This is a genomic window from Staphylococcus sp. Z5-21 (assembly GCF_056529615.1).
Map to the genome: position 1 here is coordinate 2,381,429 of NZ_CP096462.1, position 18,151 is coordinate 2,399,579.

An 18,151-nucleotide genomic window follows, 5' to 3' on the forward strand; every position below is an offset into this window, starting at 1 on the left:
TATCAATTAGACGTTAAATGACTATATCGAAATTATAAAATAACTTTTCCATAAACTACTGCATATTCACATAAAAAATCAGTCACACTTATGCATCACTTTAGCTAAGTTATCCATTTAAATAGTCACATCTACTAAAATAGAGCAAAAAAATCATTTTGAAAATAAATTTTCCGCCCTATTCGGTCGTGTATATAACAACTATTTTCCCTCAAATAGCTGAACGTATTTTATTTAAGCTTCTTCAGAATCGTCTGATGATTGCGCATTTCTGTCAGGGATGACTTCATCAGTCTCTTCATATACTTTCATTACTGCATCCTGTATTTCTTGTCTCATTTCTGAGTTAATTGGATGAGCAATGTCTCGGAATTCACCATCTGGTGTACGTTTACTCGGCATTGCGACGAATAGACCTGTGTTGCCTTCAATTACGCGTAAGTCATGTACAACAAATGACTCGTCTAACGTAATTGAAACAAGCGCTTTCATTCTTCCATCTGTTTGTATCTTTCTAAGTCTTACATCTGTCACTTTCATGTAGTGAGCCCCCCTAGTATCTCTTTGTTAGAAGCTTAACAATTTTATTAAAAATTATAAATCCTTATTTCACTTTTGCAATTAACTCTATTTCAACTTTAACATCTTTCGGCAATCTTGCCACTTCAACACAACTTCTCGCTGGTTGATGATTACTAAAGTATTTGCCATAAATTTCATTTATATTTTGAAATTCATTCATATCAGCAATGAAAATAGTAGCTTTAATTACTGAATCTAAATCTGATCCAGCTTGGTCTAACACAACTTTTAAATTTTCTAAGACTTGTTTCGTTTGCTCTTTTACATCATCGCTAACAATTTGTCCTTCTAAATTTAGAGGAATTTGTCCTGATGTGAACACAAGTCCATTAATTTCTGTTGCATGCGAATATGGCCCTAATGCTTCAGGTGCCTTTTCAGTATTAATAACTTTCATGATGTCGAAATCGCTCCTTTTAAGAAAATTTAGTTAAACTGTTGCCTTGTTCCACCTTAAACTCCTGATTGTATTCATCTACATCAGATAGTTTAACTAAGGATGTATAATCTTCAATTAATCTTTGCTTAACTTCTTTTGATTCTACTAGTACCGATACCCCTTTAACATGAGCTTTAAACTCATTCATCAAATTCATAACACCATTGATTGAACCTCCAGCACGCATAAAATCGTCAACCACGAGCACGTTAGAATTTTCTGGTAATGTTCTCTTAGAAAGCACCATCGTTTCAATTTTTCTAGATGAGCCTGAGACATAGTTAATAGAAACTGTTGATCCCTCAGTAACCTTATTATCTTTTCTAATAACAACTACTGGCAAGTTCAATACATTCGCTACTGCATTGGCTAATGAGATCCCCTTAGTTGCAATCGTTACAATGGCATCTATCTCTTCATCCATATACAGTGTTGCAATTAATTTACCAACACGATTAAGTAAAGTAGGATTCCCCATTAAATCGGATAAGAATAAATATCCACCTGGTAATAAACGATCTTTCTCCTGAAGTTGAGCAATAACATCATCAATCACTTCCGTCGCTTCCGCTTTACTCATTTCTGGTTTATAGGTCACACCACCGCTAGCACCTGCCGTAGTAATAACCGTGCCAAGCTTTTCTTTTTGAAAAGTTGTTTTAATAATTTGTACATCTTCACTAATTGAAGATTTAGCTTGTTTAAACTTTTGTACAAAATATGTTAGTGGTATTAATTTGTTTGGATTATTCATTAAGTATTGTGTCATATACACAATACGTTCACTTCTTTTATAGCGCATTCATTTCATCCCTTCTTTTTCAGCCTAACAATCTTACAATATGTACTTCATTACAGCAACCATTAACCGCGTTATATATGTGTCTTGCTTGTCTCTCTTTCCTAGCTAACGCATAAACTGTCGGGCCACTACCACTCATAACAGCACCATCCGCACCATTTGCTAACATATTGGCTTTTATTTTTAATATTTCATCATGCATCTTTCCCGAAACAGGTTCCAAGCGATTTGAAAGACTTTTACATAATTGTTCGTAATCTCCAGAAATTAAAGCATTTTCACATGCTTCAGTATGCACTGTATGCGGTTGTGTTAAATCTAATTTCTTAAATATATCTGGTGACGATATACCTAAATCAGGTTTAGCAACCACAACCCAAGCAGAAGGCGGTTTATCCAAATATTCGATTATTTCGCCCTTGCCCTTACACAAAGCAGTCTTACCTAATATACAAAAAGGAATATCCGTTCCAATTTGTATTCCTAATGCACATAGCTCCTCTAACGGTCTATTTAACTTATATAAACGATTCATGCCTCTCATCGTAGCTGCAGCATCTGTCGATCCACCTGCTAACCCTGCTGACACGGGTATGTTTTTATCAATCGTAATGGTCAGACCTTGTTGTAAATTATAGGTCTTTTTCATTAGTTCTGCAGCTTTATATGCCAAATTTTTATTATCGGAGGGAACATAAGTCTGTTCTACGTCAACAACTATTTTTTTGTCTTTACGCAGTTCAAATGATAAGCGATCGTTTAAATCTATCGTTGTCATTATCATTTCAACTTCATGAAAACCATCATCTCGTTTAAAGAGTGTGTCCAACGTTAAGTTAATTTTAGCTGGCGCAGTTTCATAAATCATATTCCCACCCTCTTTCAATTTCGATATGGTAATAAAATGATTTTAACATATTGTTATCATTGTGTTGTCGGTTTTTTCAAAAGTTAATATATTGCGCCAAAATACAAATAAATAAAATTTTAAAAATAAACTTTCAACTATGTCGAAAAATCAAATCATTTCTTAATTCACTATTTTACAATAACGTGTTTACTAGATAAAATAATTTTCTTTTATATGTATAAAAATCAAAAAAAGGTATGTCGGCGCTATACACCAACATACCTTTTTATATCAATCGTTCGAATATTAAAGTCTATTGTGAAAGTAAGATTCTGACAATCAAACATGACTTTAATTACTTTTATTTAGTGTGCAATTGCTTCTTGATGATTATCATCTTCAAAAGAAACTTGTACGTTTTCAGTTAAAACGTCAGTGTATGTATAAGACACACGTTCAAAATTATAAATATCTTGATCTAGTTCCACAATAAAAACAGAAGGGTAAGTTTCTTTTAACACACCACTACGTTCAATTGTTTTTTTACGTCCACCGTTCGCTTTAAGTACAATTCTGTTTCCTAATTGACAATCAAGTGAATTTTTGATGTCTCCAATAGATTTTGGCATATTGCTCCACCTCGCTACAAGTTGTATAATAACACAAAATGGAGGTTTTTGTCAAATAAAATATCAATTTTAGCAATGTCGGACGCGCTTGTCAATAATTTAAAATTCTAATTCTGTGAAATTTTGCAATTCATTGTATAAATTTGCAAATTCTTTTATTGAAAGTGTCTCTCCACGTCTTCGAGGATCGATGCCAGCCGCTTCTAACCATTCCAATATTTTTTCTTTATTCACTTTACCGTTTACAAATAAGCTTTGGTAATTATTATTGATTGTTTTACGTCTTTGACTAAATGCCGCTTTTGTCATTTTGAAAAATTTATTTTCGTCGTCAATATCAACGATAGGTGTTGGACGTTTCATCAATTTTACAACAATGGAATCTACATTAGGTGGCGGAAGAAAAACTGATTTAGGCACCGTTAATACTTTACTTGTTTCTGTATAATATTGTGCAACGATTGAGAGTGAGCCATAGGCTTTTGTACCAACTTGTGCATTAAGTCGTTCTCCAACTTCTTTTTGCATCATGACTACATAGCCATCAATTGGTAATTTCTGCTGCATTAAATTTAATAATATTGGCGTCGTAATATAATAAGGTAAGTTTGCGACAACCATAATCTTTTCACAATCAGCCAGGTGTTCTGTTACATAATGTGCGATATCTGCTTTAAGTATATCTTCGTTGATTACGGTTACATTATCGTAAGGTCCCATCGTATCTTTTAATACAGGTATTAAACGTTGGTCTATTTCAAATGCCATAACCTTTTTAGCACTTTTTGCTAATTGTTCTGTCAATGACCCCATACCAGGACCCACTTCTATTATACCTGTCTGTTCATCAATATCACTTGCGTCAATAATATTATGAATAATATTCACATCAATTAAAAAGTTTTGACCGAGACTTTTTTTAAAATTAAAGCCATATTGATTAAGTAAAGCTTTCGTACGTGTTGGTGTGGCAATATCTTTATAATCCATTTACGATTCACTTCCTTCTTCATCACTTAAAGCAGACCTAACATCTTCTTCTGTATAGCCAAATGCATTCAACTTATTGATTAACTGTTTACCATTAGAATGGCCTATATGCAGTTTGCGACCTAACTTTTCTCTTTTATGACGTGCGTCCTTACCAACGATTAATCCTAAATCGATTAAAACATCTTTACTTATTGATTCATGACCTTCTTCAAAAGGTGTACTCACATTCATTAAAGCTTCTTTAATATCACTTAATTGTGCATGCTCTACGCCAATTTTTCCACGTTTATTTTTAGCTTTTTCTTTATCAATATATGCATGTTTCACACCGGGAATCTGTTTTTGTATCGTGTTGCGGATTTTATCACCCGGGAAATCAGGGTCAGTTAATACGATAACACCTCTTGTTTCATAGGCTTGTGCAATTACCTTTAACGTTGATTCGTTAATGGCGCTACCATTTGTTTCAATCGTATCACATTGAACAGCTCTTTTTACGCGTTCAGTGTCATCTCTACCTTCAACTACAATAAATTCATTTATTTTCATTTATTGCTTCACCTTTCGTTACTTTAATTCATTTTAGATAAAAATAAAAAAGGTATCGGTTTTAATTGTGATTACCACTTAGTATGCCTTATATCAACTAAGCTCTATCTCAGACCGATACCTTTTTGAAATATGATTATGCTTTTAATTTAAACAATCGTTCTGCGTTTTCAGTTGTTTGTTTACACACTTCTTCGTAACTCACACCACGTAATTCAGCAATTTGTTCCGCAACTAATGTTACGCGGACAGGTTCGTTTCTTTTGCCTCTATAGGGATGTGGCGATAGGAATGGTGCATCCGTTTCAACTAACAGTCTATCAAAAGGCACATGCTTTGCAACTTCTTTTGGTTGTTTTGCATTTTTAAATGTAACAGGACCACCTAATGATACGTAAAAATTCAATTTATTGATAACATCGTTAGCAATTTCAGGTGACGCGCTAAAGCTGTGCATAATGCCACCAATCTCTTCAGCGTGTTCTTCTTTAAGAATATTTACACAATCTTGTGTCGCTTCTCTATTATGAATGATAATTGGTAAATTTACGCGTTTTGCTAATGCAATTTGCTTTCTAAACAATGCTTGTTGAACATCTTTGGGCGACTTATCCCAATGATAGTCTAATCCGGTTTCACCAATGCCAATCACTTTAGGGTGTGCTGCAAGTTTTTCAATCCATTCTAAACGCTCTTCAGTACAATCAATCGCATCTACAGGGTGCCAACCAATAATGCCATAGATAAATTCATATTGGTCAATGAGCTCCATCGTACGTTCTACTGTCGGCGTATCAAAACCAACAACAAACATACGATCCACACCATTCTCTCTTGCGCGTTCAATGACTTCCTCTAAATCTTCATCATATTGATCTGCATTTAAATGAACATGTGTATCGATTAGCATATTAATTCCACTCCCTCAATTTGTGATTATTTAATTATTGCACCATTTGGAATTGCACTAGGCAAGCTTACAAGTGTAAGTACACCATCTTTTTCAGCAGAAAGTATCATACCTTCTGATTTTCTACCCATTAATTTAGCTGGTTTTAAATTAGTGACAACTGCTACCTTTTTGCCAATAATATCTTCAGGTTGATAGAATTTTGCAATACCTGAAACGATTTGACGTTGTTCACTATCCAAATCAACTTGAATTTTTAATAACTTATCAGATTTTTTCACTTGCTCGGCGTCAATAATTGTTGCAGCCTTGATTTCTACTTTATCAAAATCTTTGATATCAATTTGCGCTTTGCTAGGCAACTCTTCCTCAACTTCTTCTTCAATCTTGTCTGGTTGCATTGATTCCTTGATATAGCTAATTTCAACCTCGCTATCCAAACGTGGGAAGATTGGTTCGGGTTTACCACTCACCATAATCGGTTCAGTTAATGCGCCATACTGTTCAATACTTTCTAATTCAAAAAGTTCTGGTGCATTAATATTTAATTGGCTGAAGATTTGTTTTGGTCCATGTGTAAGGAATGGTCTTAATAATACCGCAATAATACGAATATTTTCTACTAAGTGTGCCATTACGTTACCAAGCATTTCTTTTTGATCCTCATCTTTAGCTAAAACCCATGGTGACGTTTCATCGATATATTTATTAGTACGACTAATGAATTTCCATATAGTTGAAAGTGCTACTGAGAATTGTAAGTCGTCCATATTTTCATGGAAAGTTTTGACAGTATCTAGTGCCATTTGTTCCATATCTTTATCTAATTCGTGTTTAGGACCTTGATATGCTGGTAGTTCACCATCAAAATATTTGTTCACCATTGAAATTGTTCGATTAACTAAGTTACCCAAGTCATTTGCTAAGTCATAATTTGTACGTTCTACAAATCCTTCTGGTGTAAATACACCGTCAGAGCCAAATGGTAATTCACGCATTAAGTAGTAACGTGTTGCGTCCAAACCGTAACGATTAATCAATACGTTAGGATCTACAACATTACCTTTAGATTTACTCATTTTCCCATCTTTCATAAGTATCCAACCATGTGCGAAAACTTTTTTAGGTAATGGAATGTCTAGTGCCATTAATAAAATCGGCCATATAATAGAGTGGAATCGTACAATTTCCTTAGCCATAATATGAATGTCTGCAGGCCAATATTTCTTGAATAGACTATCATCATCTGATAGATAACCTAATGAAGAAATATAATTTACAAGCGCATCTATCCAAACATAAACAACATGCTTAGGATTTGATTGAACACGAATACCCCAATCAAATGATGTTCTTGATACTGCCAAATCTTCAAGTCCTGGTTTAATGAAATTATTAATCATTTCATTTTTACGTGAAGGCGGTTGAATAAATTCAGGATTTTCATCATAAAATTCTAATAAACGGTCTGTATATTTAGATAAATTGAAGAAATAACTTTCCTCTTTTACTAATTCTACTTCATGACCAGAATCAGGACTCTTACCTCCAACAATCACTCCGTTTTCCATAATTGGATCGACTAATTGTGTTTCAGTATAATACGTTTCATCCGGAACAGAATACCAACCTTCATATTCACCAAGATAAATATCTCCCTGAGCCAATAAACGTTCAAATATTTGTTGTACAACTTCTTTATGTCTAATTTCTGTTGTACGTATAAAATCGTCGTTTGAAATCTCTAGTTTTCCCCATAAATCTTTAATACCAGCAATCATTTCATCAAGGTACTCGATTTCTGATTTCCCAGCTTTTTGTGCTTTTTCTTGAATTTTTTGTCCATGTTCATCCGTTCCCGTTAAATAACGAACATCATAGCCTTGCATTCTTTTATAACGTGCGATTACATCACCAGCTGTTGTCGTATAAGCATGACCGATATGTAAATTCCCACTTGGATAATATATTGGTGTAGTGATATAAAATGTTTCTTTCGCCATCAATGTTCCTCCTCGTTTCTTACATCATAAATATATCTAAATTTAATATTGTTTTCAATAAAGTAGACGTATGCTTCTGTACTGTTTTTATATGCATTTCATATTAATGAATTATATGGATAGTGTACGATTCATATGCGTTTTTTCCACTTTTTTACTGATATGATTTAATAATGGTTAATAATCTCTATCTTATCTACATTACCATAAATCACGCATGTTATGGGAGTTTTTCAACACTTTTTTATTGTTTATATATGATTTTATATTAAGTCACTTTCACGTCTCTTTTGAAGACTTATAAAATGATTAATTAACCTCATGATAAATGTCGTATACTTCGCTCGTTTTCATATGACGTGCTTCCGCAACAACTTTTATAGCTGCTTTAGGTTTCATATTTTGATTTATATGATACGTTACATGTTCTTTAATAGACATATCCTCAAACCACGAAGTATCCTCTACATGTTCATCACCTTCAACAAGGACAACGAACTCACCTTTCAACGGAATATTTCCATCTTCAAGTTGCTCAATCACTTCGCTTACATAGCCTGTGACAATTTGCTCAAACTTCTTAGTAAGTTCTCTTCCAACTGATACTTTACGCGCTTCATCTATGTTTAGAATTGTTTTTAAGGTATCTTTCACACGATGCGGTGATTCATAAATAATCAACGTGCTATCTTCATACATACGCTGTTCTAATATCGAATGTTTTTGCTTTTCTTTTCTAGGTAAAAATCCTAAAAATGTATAAGTAAAAGAAGGCAACCCACTTGCCATCAGTGCAGTTAAACCCGCATTAGGTCCAGGTACTGTTTCTACTCTAATTTGTTTTTCTCTTGCAGTTACAACAAGTTCATATCCCGGGTCACTAATAAGTGGTAAGCCTGCATCTGATACGAGTGCAATATCCACACCTTCTTGTAATTGTTCAATTAAATAATCTGTTTGTTGTTCTTTGTTGTGATCATGATAGGACTTGAGTGGTGCTTGTATCTCATAATGCGCACATAATTTTTTTGTCACCCTCGTATCTTCACAAGCTATCAAATCTACATTCCGTAATATATCTACTGCACGATAAGTAATATCTGCTAAGTTACCGATGGGCGTTCCTACTAAATATAACGTTGACATAAGCTATCCCTCACTTATTAATTTAAGTTTTTTTTGACGTGAAAATGTCTTGATTTCATATTCACGTTTCAATGCTTCAGATTTGGTATCAAACATTTCTTGGTAAACTAATTGTACAGGACGTCTTATTTTTGTATATTTGGCACCTTGACCATTATTATGTTTGATAATTCTTTTTTCTATATCTTTTGCATATCCTGTATATAGACTGCCATCTTTACACTTAACAATATATATATAATGTTTATCCATAATATATTTCTCTCATTTCTTCGGTATAAGTGCCATCTTTGTTATATATGTAGAATGGTGGTTGAATTTCTAAGCCCTGATTCCCGCCTTTTCTACCTTCAACAACAATCGTTTGAGCCGCTTTATCCAGTTTACTGTATATAAAATAAATTTTTTTAGGTTCAATTTGATAAGTTCTCATATGACTTAAGACATCCATTAGACGTTCCGCCCTATGAACCATGATAAATCGACCACCTTGCTTTAACAAATGCCTTGCAGCATAACAACAATCTGCTAATGTACACATTATCTCATGTCTCGCTATCTTATGCGCATCTATTTGATGTTGGTGTTGCTGATTTGTTTTAAAATAAGGAGGATTACAAGTGACTAAATCATATTGAGACGGCTTGAAATATCTATGTGCTTCTTTCAAGTCCATTTGATACATATGGATTCTCTCTTCTAGTTGGTTATATGTAATACTTCTTCTAGCCATGTCTACTAATTGCTCTTGAATTTCGACAGCATCTATCATTTGTTGCCCTTTATTCGATAATACTAAAGGAATTACGCCGTTACCAGAGCACAAATCCATTATATTATCGCGCTTTTTCACATTGGTAAAGTGACCAAGTAATAACGCATCCGTCGAAAAAGAAAATACATTATCATTTTGTATAATTCTAAGGTTTTCTTTTAATAAATAGTCTAACCTCTCATTCTCTAACAACATTTCCCTTTCCTCCCTAAAAAAAGAGGACGAGATAACGATGCTTAATAATCAAGCCTATCGCTACACCTCATCCTCAATCACATGTCATCATTATACATTAACCATTTAAATCAGTTCGATTATTCACTTAATACTTCAAGACAAAATAAACAATCGTCACCTTTTCTGTGTTTACCGAATAATTCTCCATTACAAATATGAAAACCTTCTTTATAAAGCATTGCTAAATTATCTTTGCTACGTAGCGGTTGTTTCTTTGGTAGCTTTTTCCCATTTTCAACCGCTTTAGGTTTTTCTTCTTTGTCTATTAAAGTTTTTAAATTTTCATTCTCTATTTGTAAGGCGACATTTTCTTCAATCACTTCAACGGTAAGTTTTTTTAAATTTCCCATATCACTGTTGATTTGGTTTATATTGGCTTCTAGATTTGCTAATTTTTCAAATATGTCGTTACGATTCAATGTTGTATTAGCCTCCTAATTTAATGTTTCTAATTCTTCCATTTTATATTCAAGTGGCTGCTCTAGGCCCTCGACTTTAACTTGCATAGAAATATCTAAAATATTCAAACCTATGACTTTTCCATTACCTTCAGGCGTTTCAATAGGGTCTCCGACATCTGGTAATTGCGCGCGTGCTTCTTCATAATAATCATTTTCATATTTAAGACAGCACATTAGGCGACCACAGGCTCCAGATATTTTAGTGGGGTTGAGAGATAGATTTTGATCTTTTGCCATTTTAATAGAAACTGGTTCAAAATCACCTAAAAACGTAGAACAACACAGTGAACGGCCACATGGCCCTATACCACCTAGTAATTTAGCTTCGTCTCTGACACCAATCTGTCTTAACTCAATACGTGTTTTTAACTTCTGCGCCAATACTTTAACTAACTTTCGAAAATCGACACGTTCATCAGAAGTGAAATTGAAGATAACTTTTGATTTATCTAGTGTGTATTCACAATTTACCAATCTCATTTCTAACTCGTGTTGTTGTATCGTCTCTTTACATAATGCCATTGCCTCATCCGCATCATACTCATTTTTTTCATATTGTAGCAAATCATCTTCTGTAGCGAGACGAACAATTTCTTTTAATGGCAATGTGACATCTTGATCCGCAACATCTAATGGTGCATATTTCACGCGTCCCATTTCTAATCCTCTTTTTGATTCTACGACTACCCAGTCGCCAACGTCTAAATCAAAACCCTTTGGTGAATAATATTCCATTTTACCTGATTTTTGAAAATCTATTCCGACTACATTTTGCATTATTAATTCACCCCTTTTATTACAATTTGTTCAAATACTAACATCGGGTTAACATTTTGATTCAATTTTTTATGTGCTTCTGTTATTTGATCATACATCAAAATAATTTGATTGTATGTTAGTTTTTTCGAAAATGCTTTGATATCTTCCTTTAAATCATGATATATCATATCTTGATCCATACCTACTTTAGCATGCATGACATCTTCAAAGAAACCATTAACTGCTGCTAATGTCACTAACTGCAATTTTCTATTTTTAGCTTGTTTTAATAAATCCACAATAGCTATCAAAGCCATTGAACGATTGGTTAACAATAATTGGCACCATTTAACAACACTCTTGCGTAGAGCCATTAAATCGGTTTCTTCATTAAGCGTAACAGCGACTTCAATTTGCGTTGTATATGTACTTAACAATTCAGCTACTGGTTTAGCAATTTCTCGCTCAACTAATCGATTAATAAACTTGGTTTTATCAATTGGTTTAAAATAAACATGTTGGCATCTAGAATGTATCGTATCTAGAATTTGTTCTGGTTTTGTAGTTAATAAGATGGCTATTGTGTTTTCTGGAGGCTCTTCTAAAAACTTTAAAATGCTATTTTCGCCTTGAACTGTTAGTTTCTCAAAAGATTCAATAATGTACACTTTATAATCGCCTTCGATTGGAAGTTGATTCATGTGATGTACTAATTGTTCAACTTGATCCTTTTTTATTGTTGTTTCTTCAGATGATACATACATAAAATCAGGATGATTAAATGTTTCTACCTTTAACTGACATTGATAATCTCCATTACATAAAATAAGTTTCGTAAAATCAATAGCGACTTGCTGCATTGTTTGGCCATCATCGCCTTCAAATAAGTAAGCATGCGACAATTTGTTTGATTGATACGCTTTCGTCAGTCTTTCTTGTTCATCCATCATAAAGTTACTCCTTTATATAAAAAGGCTGCTCATACATAGTTACCTTACAAAGCACATTTCTTAAGACCATCTTATATGTGTCCTAAACAAAAATGTAATTTGAAAGGTTACCATATATAGCAACCATAATTCTAGAATTGATGGAAAGCTTCAACAGGCATTACAAATACCGTTGCTCCTCCAACCTCTACTTCAACTGGGTAAGGTATATAAGAATCTGCACTTCCACCCATTGGTGTTATAGGTGATACAAGTTGTTCTCTATTACCGCAAGTGTCATTAATCACTTTCAACATTTCGTCTACACGGTCATCTTCGACACCTGATAGGAATGTTGTATTACCCGCTCTTAAAAATCCACCGGTTGTTGCAAGTTTCGTTGCTCTAAAGTTATGTTTAACAAGTTTGTCTGAAAGCTCTTGACTATCTTGATCTTGTACAATTGCTATAATCATTTTCATACTAAACACCTCTTCCCAGTATTATATCATAATTTTTCTAAGTATTTGCTTATAGATTCATATGTTGCGTTCACAACTTCATCTATGCTTCTATCTGCATCTATCACGATAAAGCGTTCAGACTCATTATGAATAATTTTTTTATATCCTTCAACTACTTTTTCATGAAATTTTACATTTTCTTGATCAAGACGATTTTGATTTCGTTGATTTTTCAAAATACGTTCCCGACCTACAGCTACACTCACATCTAAATAAATTGTAATATCAGGATATAAACCATTTATTGCAAATTCATTAATAGACTTTACTTCTTCTATTCCTATACCCCGTGCATAGCCCTGATATGCTAAAGAACTATCTATATATCGATCACACAATACTAATTTCCCATTTTCTAAAGATGGAATGACTTTACCCACAAGATGTTCTCGTCTTGAAGCTGCAAATAATAATGCTTCTGTACGATCATCCATGTCGTCACCCTCAAGTAATACCTCACGAATTTGCTCTCCCGTCTTTACGCCACCGGGCTCTCTTGTGAGCACAACACTGTATTGATTTTCTAATTTTTGTGCTACTTGTTGTATCACAGTAGTTTTTCCTGAACCTTCCGGCCCTTCAAAAGTTATAAATGCAGACATCTTATTCATCCTTAATTTCTATTTTATTATCTTTCATACCTTCAACTCTAATTTGATGATTACACCAATAATTCATTAATTTTATCATATTTTTAGTGATAATTTCTCCTCTTAGCATGATTGGAATACCCGGAGGATAAGGAGTTAAATGCGTCGCCAATATTTTATTATATGCTTTATCTATATCTATCTTCTTAACCTTATCTATTTCTCTATAATCATACGTACCTTCTTCATTGTAAAAGGGTACATCCGTTACTTCAAACGCAACTCTTGTTTCTATATTTATTGCGCTTATTCTTGCTAACAAATCATCAAATGGAAATTGATCCCCTTTATGCCATAAAGGTAGGACTAGTAAAACTTGATAGTCATCCGCAAGCTCTACATAAATCTCTTGGTTTTCAAAAAGTGTTTGAAGTTCGATTCCTGTATAACCATTACACTGAATATTCAATTTGAGTGGATCTTCTACATCAATAATACGCATACCTTTATCTTTTAACACTTTAATTAACTGTGATCTTTTTTCAAAAAACAGACTACTATCATAGCTTTTATAAAAGTCATGTGCTAATTCTAAACTACTCATCAAAAGATAGGATGGACTTGAAGATTGAAAGTAAGTTAAATATTTCAATATATCTTCACGTAACGGTGCCTTTTTATGTATAAAAATAATAGAACTCATCGTGAGTGATGGCAACGTTTTATGATAAGACTGCACAACATAATCCGCCCCCATATTCAATGTAGAATTTGGAAAACCCATTAAATTGAAATGCGCACCATGAGCTTCATCTATTAATGTAGGAATTTGACATGCTTTCATATACTTAATCGTAGACGCTACATCAAAGCACTCGCCATAATAATTAGGATAAGTGAAAACTGCTAATTTCGCTTTATCTACCTGAGTTTTTAGTGACACTTCGTCTGGACCAACATACTGTTTTGTCTTACTACTTATGCTCGTTTTTAATAATTTACTAGAAGCACGCGCTAAATCCAAAGCATGAAAAACAGATTTATGTACATTTCTTGCGATGATATACTCTCCCTTTACTTTAGCAAAGCTTTGTATCACTGCTAATATACCGGATGTCGTTCCATTGACTAAAAAGTAAGCATCATAATCAGGATGCTTGTTGATATGTTGCATACTTTGCCCAATAACATCTTCAGCTTGATGCAAATCATCCAATCCTGTAATTTCTGTCATATCCATTTCCATTTTCAACTCATTTAAATAGCCTATCGTCATATTTTTATGGCCAGGTACATGCATGGAAATTGGTTGCTTATTCAATAAATGATTGAGCCGATCTGTTAATGGTAATGTCATTAAATCCCCTACTTTTCAAACTGAAATTCTATTTTATATGTCCCTATATTTTAACATGTCCCTAGCGACTTCTCTATAGTCATTATATTCAACTAAATATTCTTACATACGAGTTTTGACTCGTATGTTCATTTAATCAACACCACTTGTAGCTCGCTTCGTCTTTTGCTCAGTTCGTCAGCTTCAAACGCTTTCTCATAATAGCTTATTTTAGGTTTTTCAGTTCTTCGAACTGGAAGTTAAGCTTTTTTAACATAAAAAAAGAGACCCGCTTGGGTCTCTGATTGCCTGGCAACGTCCTACTCTTGCGGAACGTAAGTCCGACTACCATCGGCGCTAAGGAGCTTAACTTCTGTGTTCGGCATGGGAACAGGTGTGACCTCCTTGCCATTGTCACCAGACAATGAAATGTATGAAATTATACATTCAAAACTAGATAGTAAGTAAAATATGATTCAACCAAACAAAACATTTAAAATTTGATTAAGTCTTCGATCGATTAGTATTCGTCAGCTGCACATATCGCTATGCTTCCACCTCGAACCTATTAACCTCATCATCTTTGAGGGATCTTATAACCGAAGTTGGGAAATCTCATCTTGAGGGGGGCTTCATGCTTAGATGCTTTCAGCACTTATCCCGTCCATACATAGCTACCCAGCGATGCCGTTGGCACGACAACTGGTACACCAGAGGTATGTCCATCCCGGTCCTCTCGTACTAAGGACAGCTCCTCTCAAATTTCCTACGCCCACGACGGATAGGGACCGAACTGTCTCACGACGTTCTGAACCCAGCTCGCGTACCGCTTTAATGGGCGAACAGCCCAACCCTTGGGACCGACTACAGCCCCAGGATGCGATGAGCCGACATCGAGGTGCCAAACCTCCCCGTCGATGTGAACTCTTGGGGGAGATAAGCCTGTTATCCCCGGGGTAGCTTTTATCCGTTGAGCGATGGCCCTTCCATGCGGAACCACCGGATCACTAAGTCCGTCTTTCGACCCTGCTCGACTTGTAAGTCTCGCAGTCAAGCTTCCTTATGCCTTTACACTCTATGAATGATTTCCAACCATTCTGAGGAAACCTTTGAGCGCCTCCGTTACTCTTTAGGAGGCGACCGCCCCAGTCAAACTGCCCATCTGACACTGTCTCCCACCATGATAAATGGTGCGGGTTAGAAATCCAACACAGCGAGGGTAGTATCCCACCAACGCCTCCACGTAAGCTAGCGCTCACGTATCTCAGGCTCCTACCTATCCTGTACAAGCTGTGCCGAATTTCAATATCAGACTACAGTAAAGCTCCACGGGGTCTTTCCGTCCTGTCGCGGGTAACCTGCATCTTCACAGGTACTATGATTTCACCGAGTCTCTCGTTGAGACAGTGCCCAAATCGTTACGCCTTTCGTGCGGGTCGGAACTTACCCGACAAGGAATTTCGCTACCTTAGGACCGTTATAGTTACGGCCGCCGTTTACTGGGGCTTCGATTCGTAGCTTCGCAGAAGCTAACCACTCCTCTTAACCTTCCAGCACCGGGCAGGCGTCAGCCCCTATACATCACCTTACGGTTTAGCAGAGACCTGTGTTTTTGATAAACAGTCGCTTGGGCCTATTCACTGCGGCTCTCCTGGGCGTTAACCCTAAAGAGCACCCCTTCTCCCGAAGTTACGGGGTCATTTTGCCGAGTTCCTTAACGAGAGTTCGCTCGCTCACCTTAGAATTCTCATCTTGACTACCTGTGTCGGTTTGCGGTACGGGCACCACAATTCTAGCTAGAGGCTTTTCTTGGCAGTGTGAAATCAACGACTCGAGGAAACAATTTCCTCTCCCCATCACAGCTCAATCTTAAGAGTGCCGGATTTGCCTAACACTCAATCTCACTGCTTGGACGTACAATCCAATCGTACGCTTCGCCTATCCTACTGCGTCCCCCCATCGCTTAAAACGAATAATGGTGGTACAGGAATATCAACCTGTTATCCATCGCCTACGCCTATCGGCCTCAGCTTAGGACCCGACTAACCCAGAGCGGACGAGCCTTCCTCTGGAAACCTTAGTCAATCGGTGGACGGGATTCTCACCCGTCTTTCGCTACTCACACCGGCATTCTCACTTCTAAGCGCTCCACATGTCCTTGCGATCATGCTTCAACGCCCTTAGAACGCTCTCCTACCATTGTCCTTACGGACAATCCACAGCTTCGGTAATATGTTTAGCCCCGGTACATTTTCGGCGCAGTGTCACTCGACTAGTGAGCTATTACGCACTCTTTAAATGATGGCTGCTTCTAAGCCAACATCCTAGTTGTCTGGGCAACGCCACATCCTTTTCCACTTAACATATATTTTGGGACCTTAGCTGGTGGTCTGGGCTGTTTCCCTTTCGAACACGGACCTTATCACCCGCGTTCTGACTCCCAAGTTAAATTGATTGGCATTCGGAGTTTGTCTGAATTCGGTAACCCGATAAGGGCCCCTCGTCCAAACAGTGCTCTACCTCCAATAATCATCACTTGAGGCTAGCCCTAAAGCTATTTCGGAGAGAACCAGCTATCTCCAGGTTCGATTGGAATTTCTCCGCTACCCACAACTCATCCGCTCACTTTTCAACGTAAGTCGGTTCGGTCCTCCATTCAGTGTTACCTGAACTTCAACCTGGTCATGGGTAGATCACCTGGTTTCGGGTCTACGACCAAATACTCAACGCCCTATTCAGACTCGCTTTCGCTACGGCTCCACATTCACTGCTTAACCTTGCATCAAATCGTAACTCGCCGGTTCATTCTACAAAAGGCACGCCATCACCCATTAACGGGCTCTGACTACTTGTAAGCACACGGTTTCAAGTTCTATTTCACTCCCCTTCCGGGGTACTTTTCACCTTTCCCTCACGGTACTGGTTCACTATCGGTCACTAGAGAGTATTTAGCCTTGGGAGATGGTCCTCCCAGATTCCGACGGAATTTCTCGTGTTCCGTCGTACTCAGGATCCACTCAAGAGTGAACAAACTTTCGACTACAGGATTATTACCTTCTTTGATTCATCTTTCCAGATGATTCGTCTAGTCTGTTCTTTTGTAACTCCGTATAGAGTGTCCTACAACCCCAACAAGCAAGCTCATTGGTTTGGGCTCTTCCCGTTTCGCTCGCCGCTACTCAGGGAATCGATTTTTCTTTCTCTTCCTGCGGGTACTAAGATGTTTCAGTTCTCCGCGTCTGCCTTCAGATATGCTATGTATTCACATATCGATAACACGACATAACTCGTGCTGGGTTTCCCCATTCGGAAATCTCTGGATCAAAGCTTACTTACAGCTCCCCAAAGCATATCGTCGTTAGTAACGTCCTTCGTCGGCTTCTAGTGCCAAGGCATCCACCGTGCGCCCTTAATAACTTAATCTTTTTTGACTTTCAACACGAACAAGTCGGTTGAAAACCCAAAATGTTATTAATCTGTGAGTGTTCTTTCGAACACTAGCGATTATTTCTTTTTGAATTCAAAGCTTGTTAAAAAACTCTAATTCACTCGGTTTTGCTTGGTAAAATCATAAATTTTTACTTACTTATCTAGTTTTCAATGTACAAAATAATGCAATGAATACTCCAATGAGCAT

The 18,151-nt window shown here is 36.2% G+C and carries 18 protein-coding genes and 2 rRNA genes; all 20 read right to left on the minus strand.

Annotated elements, in window-relative coordinates; translation table 11 throughout:
- Positions 1 to 234: 234 nt before the first annotated feature.
- The 20 genes from spoVG to M1D64_RS12020 all read right to left on the minus strand — a co-directional run bounded on the left by spoVG (position 235) and on the right by M1D64_RS12020 (position 17,937).
- Positions 235 to 540, minus strand: coding sequence for a septation regulator SpoVG (spoVG, locus tag M1D64_RS11925; protein ID WP_011303873.1), 306 nt, complete (start codon positions 538 to 540; stop codon positions 235 to 237).
- 64 nt (positions 541 to 604) lie between these two features.
- On the minus strand, positions 605 to 979 hold the full coding sequence (locus M1D64_RS11930) for a RidA family protein (protein WP_002484206.1): 375 nt from the start codon (positions 977 to 979) through the stop codon (positions 605 to 607).
- Between the two features lie 19 nt (positions 980 to 998).
- Positions 999 to 1,823, minus strand: coding sequence for a pur operon repressor (purR, locus tag M1D64_RS11935; protein WP_002484207.1), 825 nt, complete (start codon positions 1,821 to 1,823; stop codon positions 999 to 1,001).
- 19 nt (positions 1,824 to 1,842) lie between these two features.
- Positions 1,843 to 2,691 (minus strand): 4-(cytidine 5'-diphospho)-2-C-methyl-D-erythritol kinase, encoded by an 849-nt coding sequence (gene ispE, locus M1D64_RS11940; RefSeq protein WP_002484208.1) that lies wholly within the window; start codon positions 2,689 to 2,691, stop codon positions 1,843 to 1,845.
- Between the two features lie 347 nt (positions 2,692 to 3,038).
- A complete protein-coding gene (veg, locus tag M1D64_RS11945; RefSeq protein ID WP_002484209.1) occupies positions 3,039 to 3,302 on the minus strand; it encodes a biofilm formation stimulator Veg in 264 nt (87 codons plus the stop codon).
- Positions 3,303 to 3,401: 99 nt separating this feature from the next.
- The gene (gene rsmA / locus M1D64_RS11950) at positions 3,402 to 4,292 is read right to left on the minus strand and encodes a 16S rRNA (adenine(1518)-N(6)/adenine(1519)-N(6))-dimethyltransferase RsmA (RefSeq protein ID WP_002484210.1); all 891 of its coding nucleotides are present in this window, start codon (positions 4,290 to 4,292) and stop codon (positions 3,402 to 3,404) included.
- On the minus strand, positions 4,293 to 4,844 hold the full coding sequence (rnmV, locus tag M1D64_RS11955; RefSeq protein ID WP_011303876.1) for a ribonuclease M5: 552 nt from the start codon (positions 4,842 to 4,844) through the stop codon (positions 4,293 to 4,295).
- A 136-nt stretch (positions 4,845 to 4,980) separates the two neighbouring features.
- The gene (locus tag M1D64_RS11960; protein WP_002484212.1) at positions 4,981 to 5,754 is read right to left on the minus strand and encodes a TatD family hydrolase; all 774 of its coding nucleotides are present in this window, start codon (positions 5,752 to 5,754) and stop codon (positions 4,981 to 4,983) included.
- Between the two features lie 26 nt (positions 5,755 to 5,780).
- Positions 5,781 to 7,757, minus strand: a complete 1,977-nt coding sequence (gene metG / locus M1D64_RS11965; RefSeq protein ID WP_002484213.1) for a methionine--tRNA ligase — start codon at positions 7,755 to 7,757, stop codon at positions 5,781 to 5,783.
- A gap of 309 nt (positions 7,758 to 8,066) precedes the next feature.
- Positions 8,067 to 8,903: a 16S rRNA (cytidine(1402)-2'-O)-methyltransferase gene (gene rsmI / locus M1D64_RS11970; protein WP_069822182.1), complete on the minus strand. Its 837-nt coding sequence runs from the start codon at positions 8,901 to 8,903 to the stop codon at positions 8,067 to 8,069.
- A gap of 3 nt (positions 8,904 to 8,906) precedes the next feature.
- Positions 8,907 to 9,155, minus strand: coding sequence for a GIY-YIG nuclease family protein (locus M1D64_RS11975; protein ID WP_011303879.1), 249 nt, complete (start codon positions 9,153 to 9,155; stop codon positions 8,907 to 8,909).
- Entirely contained in the window at positions 9,148 to 9,873 is a 726-nt protein-coding gene (locus M1D64_RS11980; RefSeq protein WP_002484216.1) for a tRNA1(Val) (adenine(37)-N6)-methyltransferase, read from the minus strand. Before M1D64_RS11980 ends, M1D64_RS11975 begins: the two co-directional genes overlap by 8 nt.
- A 119-nt stretch (positions 9,874 to 9,992) precedes the next feature.
- Positions 9,993 to 10,334 carry a DNA replication initiation control protein YabA gene (gene yabA, locus M1D64_RS11985; RefSeq protein ID WP_041080841.1) on the minus strand — a complete coding sequence of 114 codons (342 nt, stop codon included), beginning with the start codon at positions 10,332 to 10,334 and terminating at the stop codon, positions 9,993 to 9,995.
- A 15-nt stretch (positions 10,335 to 10,349) separates the two neighbouring features.
- A complete protein-coding gene (locus tag M1D64_RS11990; protein WP_069822183.1) occupies positions 10,350 to 11,153 on the minus strand; it encodes a PSP1 domain-containing protein in 804 nt (267 codons plus the stop codon).
- Between the two features lie 2 nt (positions 11,154 to 11,155).
- A complete protein-coding gene (locus tag M1D64_RS11995) occupies positions 11,156 to 12,082 on the minus strand; it encodes a DNA polymerase III subunit (protein ID WP_041080854.1) in 927 nt (308 codons plus the stop codon).
- Between the two features lie 134 nt (positions 12,083 to 12,216).
- Entirely contained in the window at positions 12,217 to 12,546 is a 330-nt protein-coding gene (locus M1D64_RS12000) for a cyclic-di-AMP receptor (RefSeq protein ID WP_002484220.1), read from the minus strand.
- Positions 12,547 to 12,572: 26 nt separating this feature from the next.
- Positions 12,573 to 13,190: a dTMP kinase gene (tmk, locus tag M1D64_RS12005; RefSeq protein ID WP_069822184.1), complete on the minus strand. Its 618-nt coding sequence runs from the start codon at positions 13,188 to 13,190 to the stop codon at positions 12,573 to 12,575.
- A 1-nt stretch (position 13,191) separates the two neighbouring features.
- Positions 13,192 to 14,535, minus strand: a complete 1,344-nt coding sequence (locus tag M1D64_RS12010; RefSeq protein WP_002484222.1) for an aminotransferase class V-fold PLP-dependent enzyme — start codon at positions 14,533 to 14,535, stop codon at positions 13,192 to 13,194.
- Positions 14,536 to 14,821: 286 nt separating this feature from the next.
- Positions 14,822 to 14,936 (minus strand): 5S ribosomal RNA (rrf, locus tag M1D64_RS12015).
- Positions 14,937 to 15,014: 78 nt separating this feature from the next.
- Positions 15,015 to 17,937: ribosomal RNA gene (locus tag M1D64_RS12020) — 23S ribosomal RNA — on the minus strand.
- Positions 17,938 to 18,151: the final 214 nt, after the last annotated feature.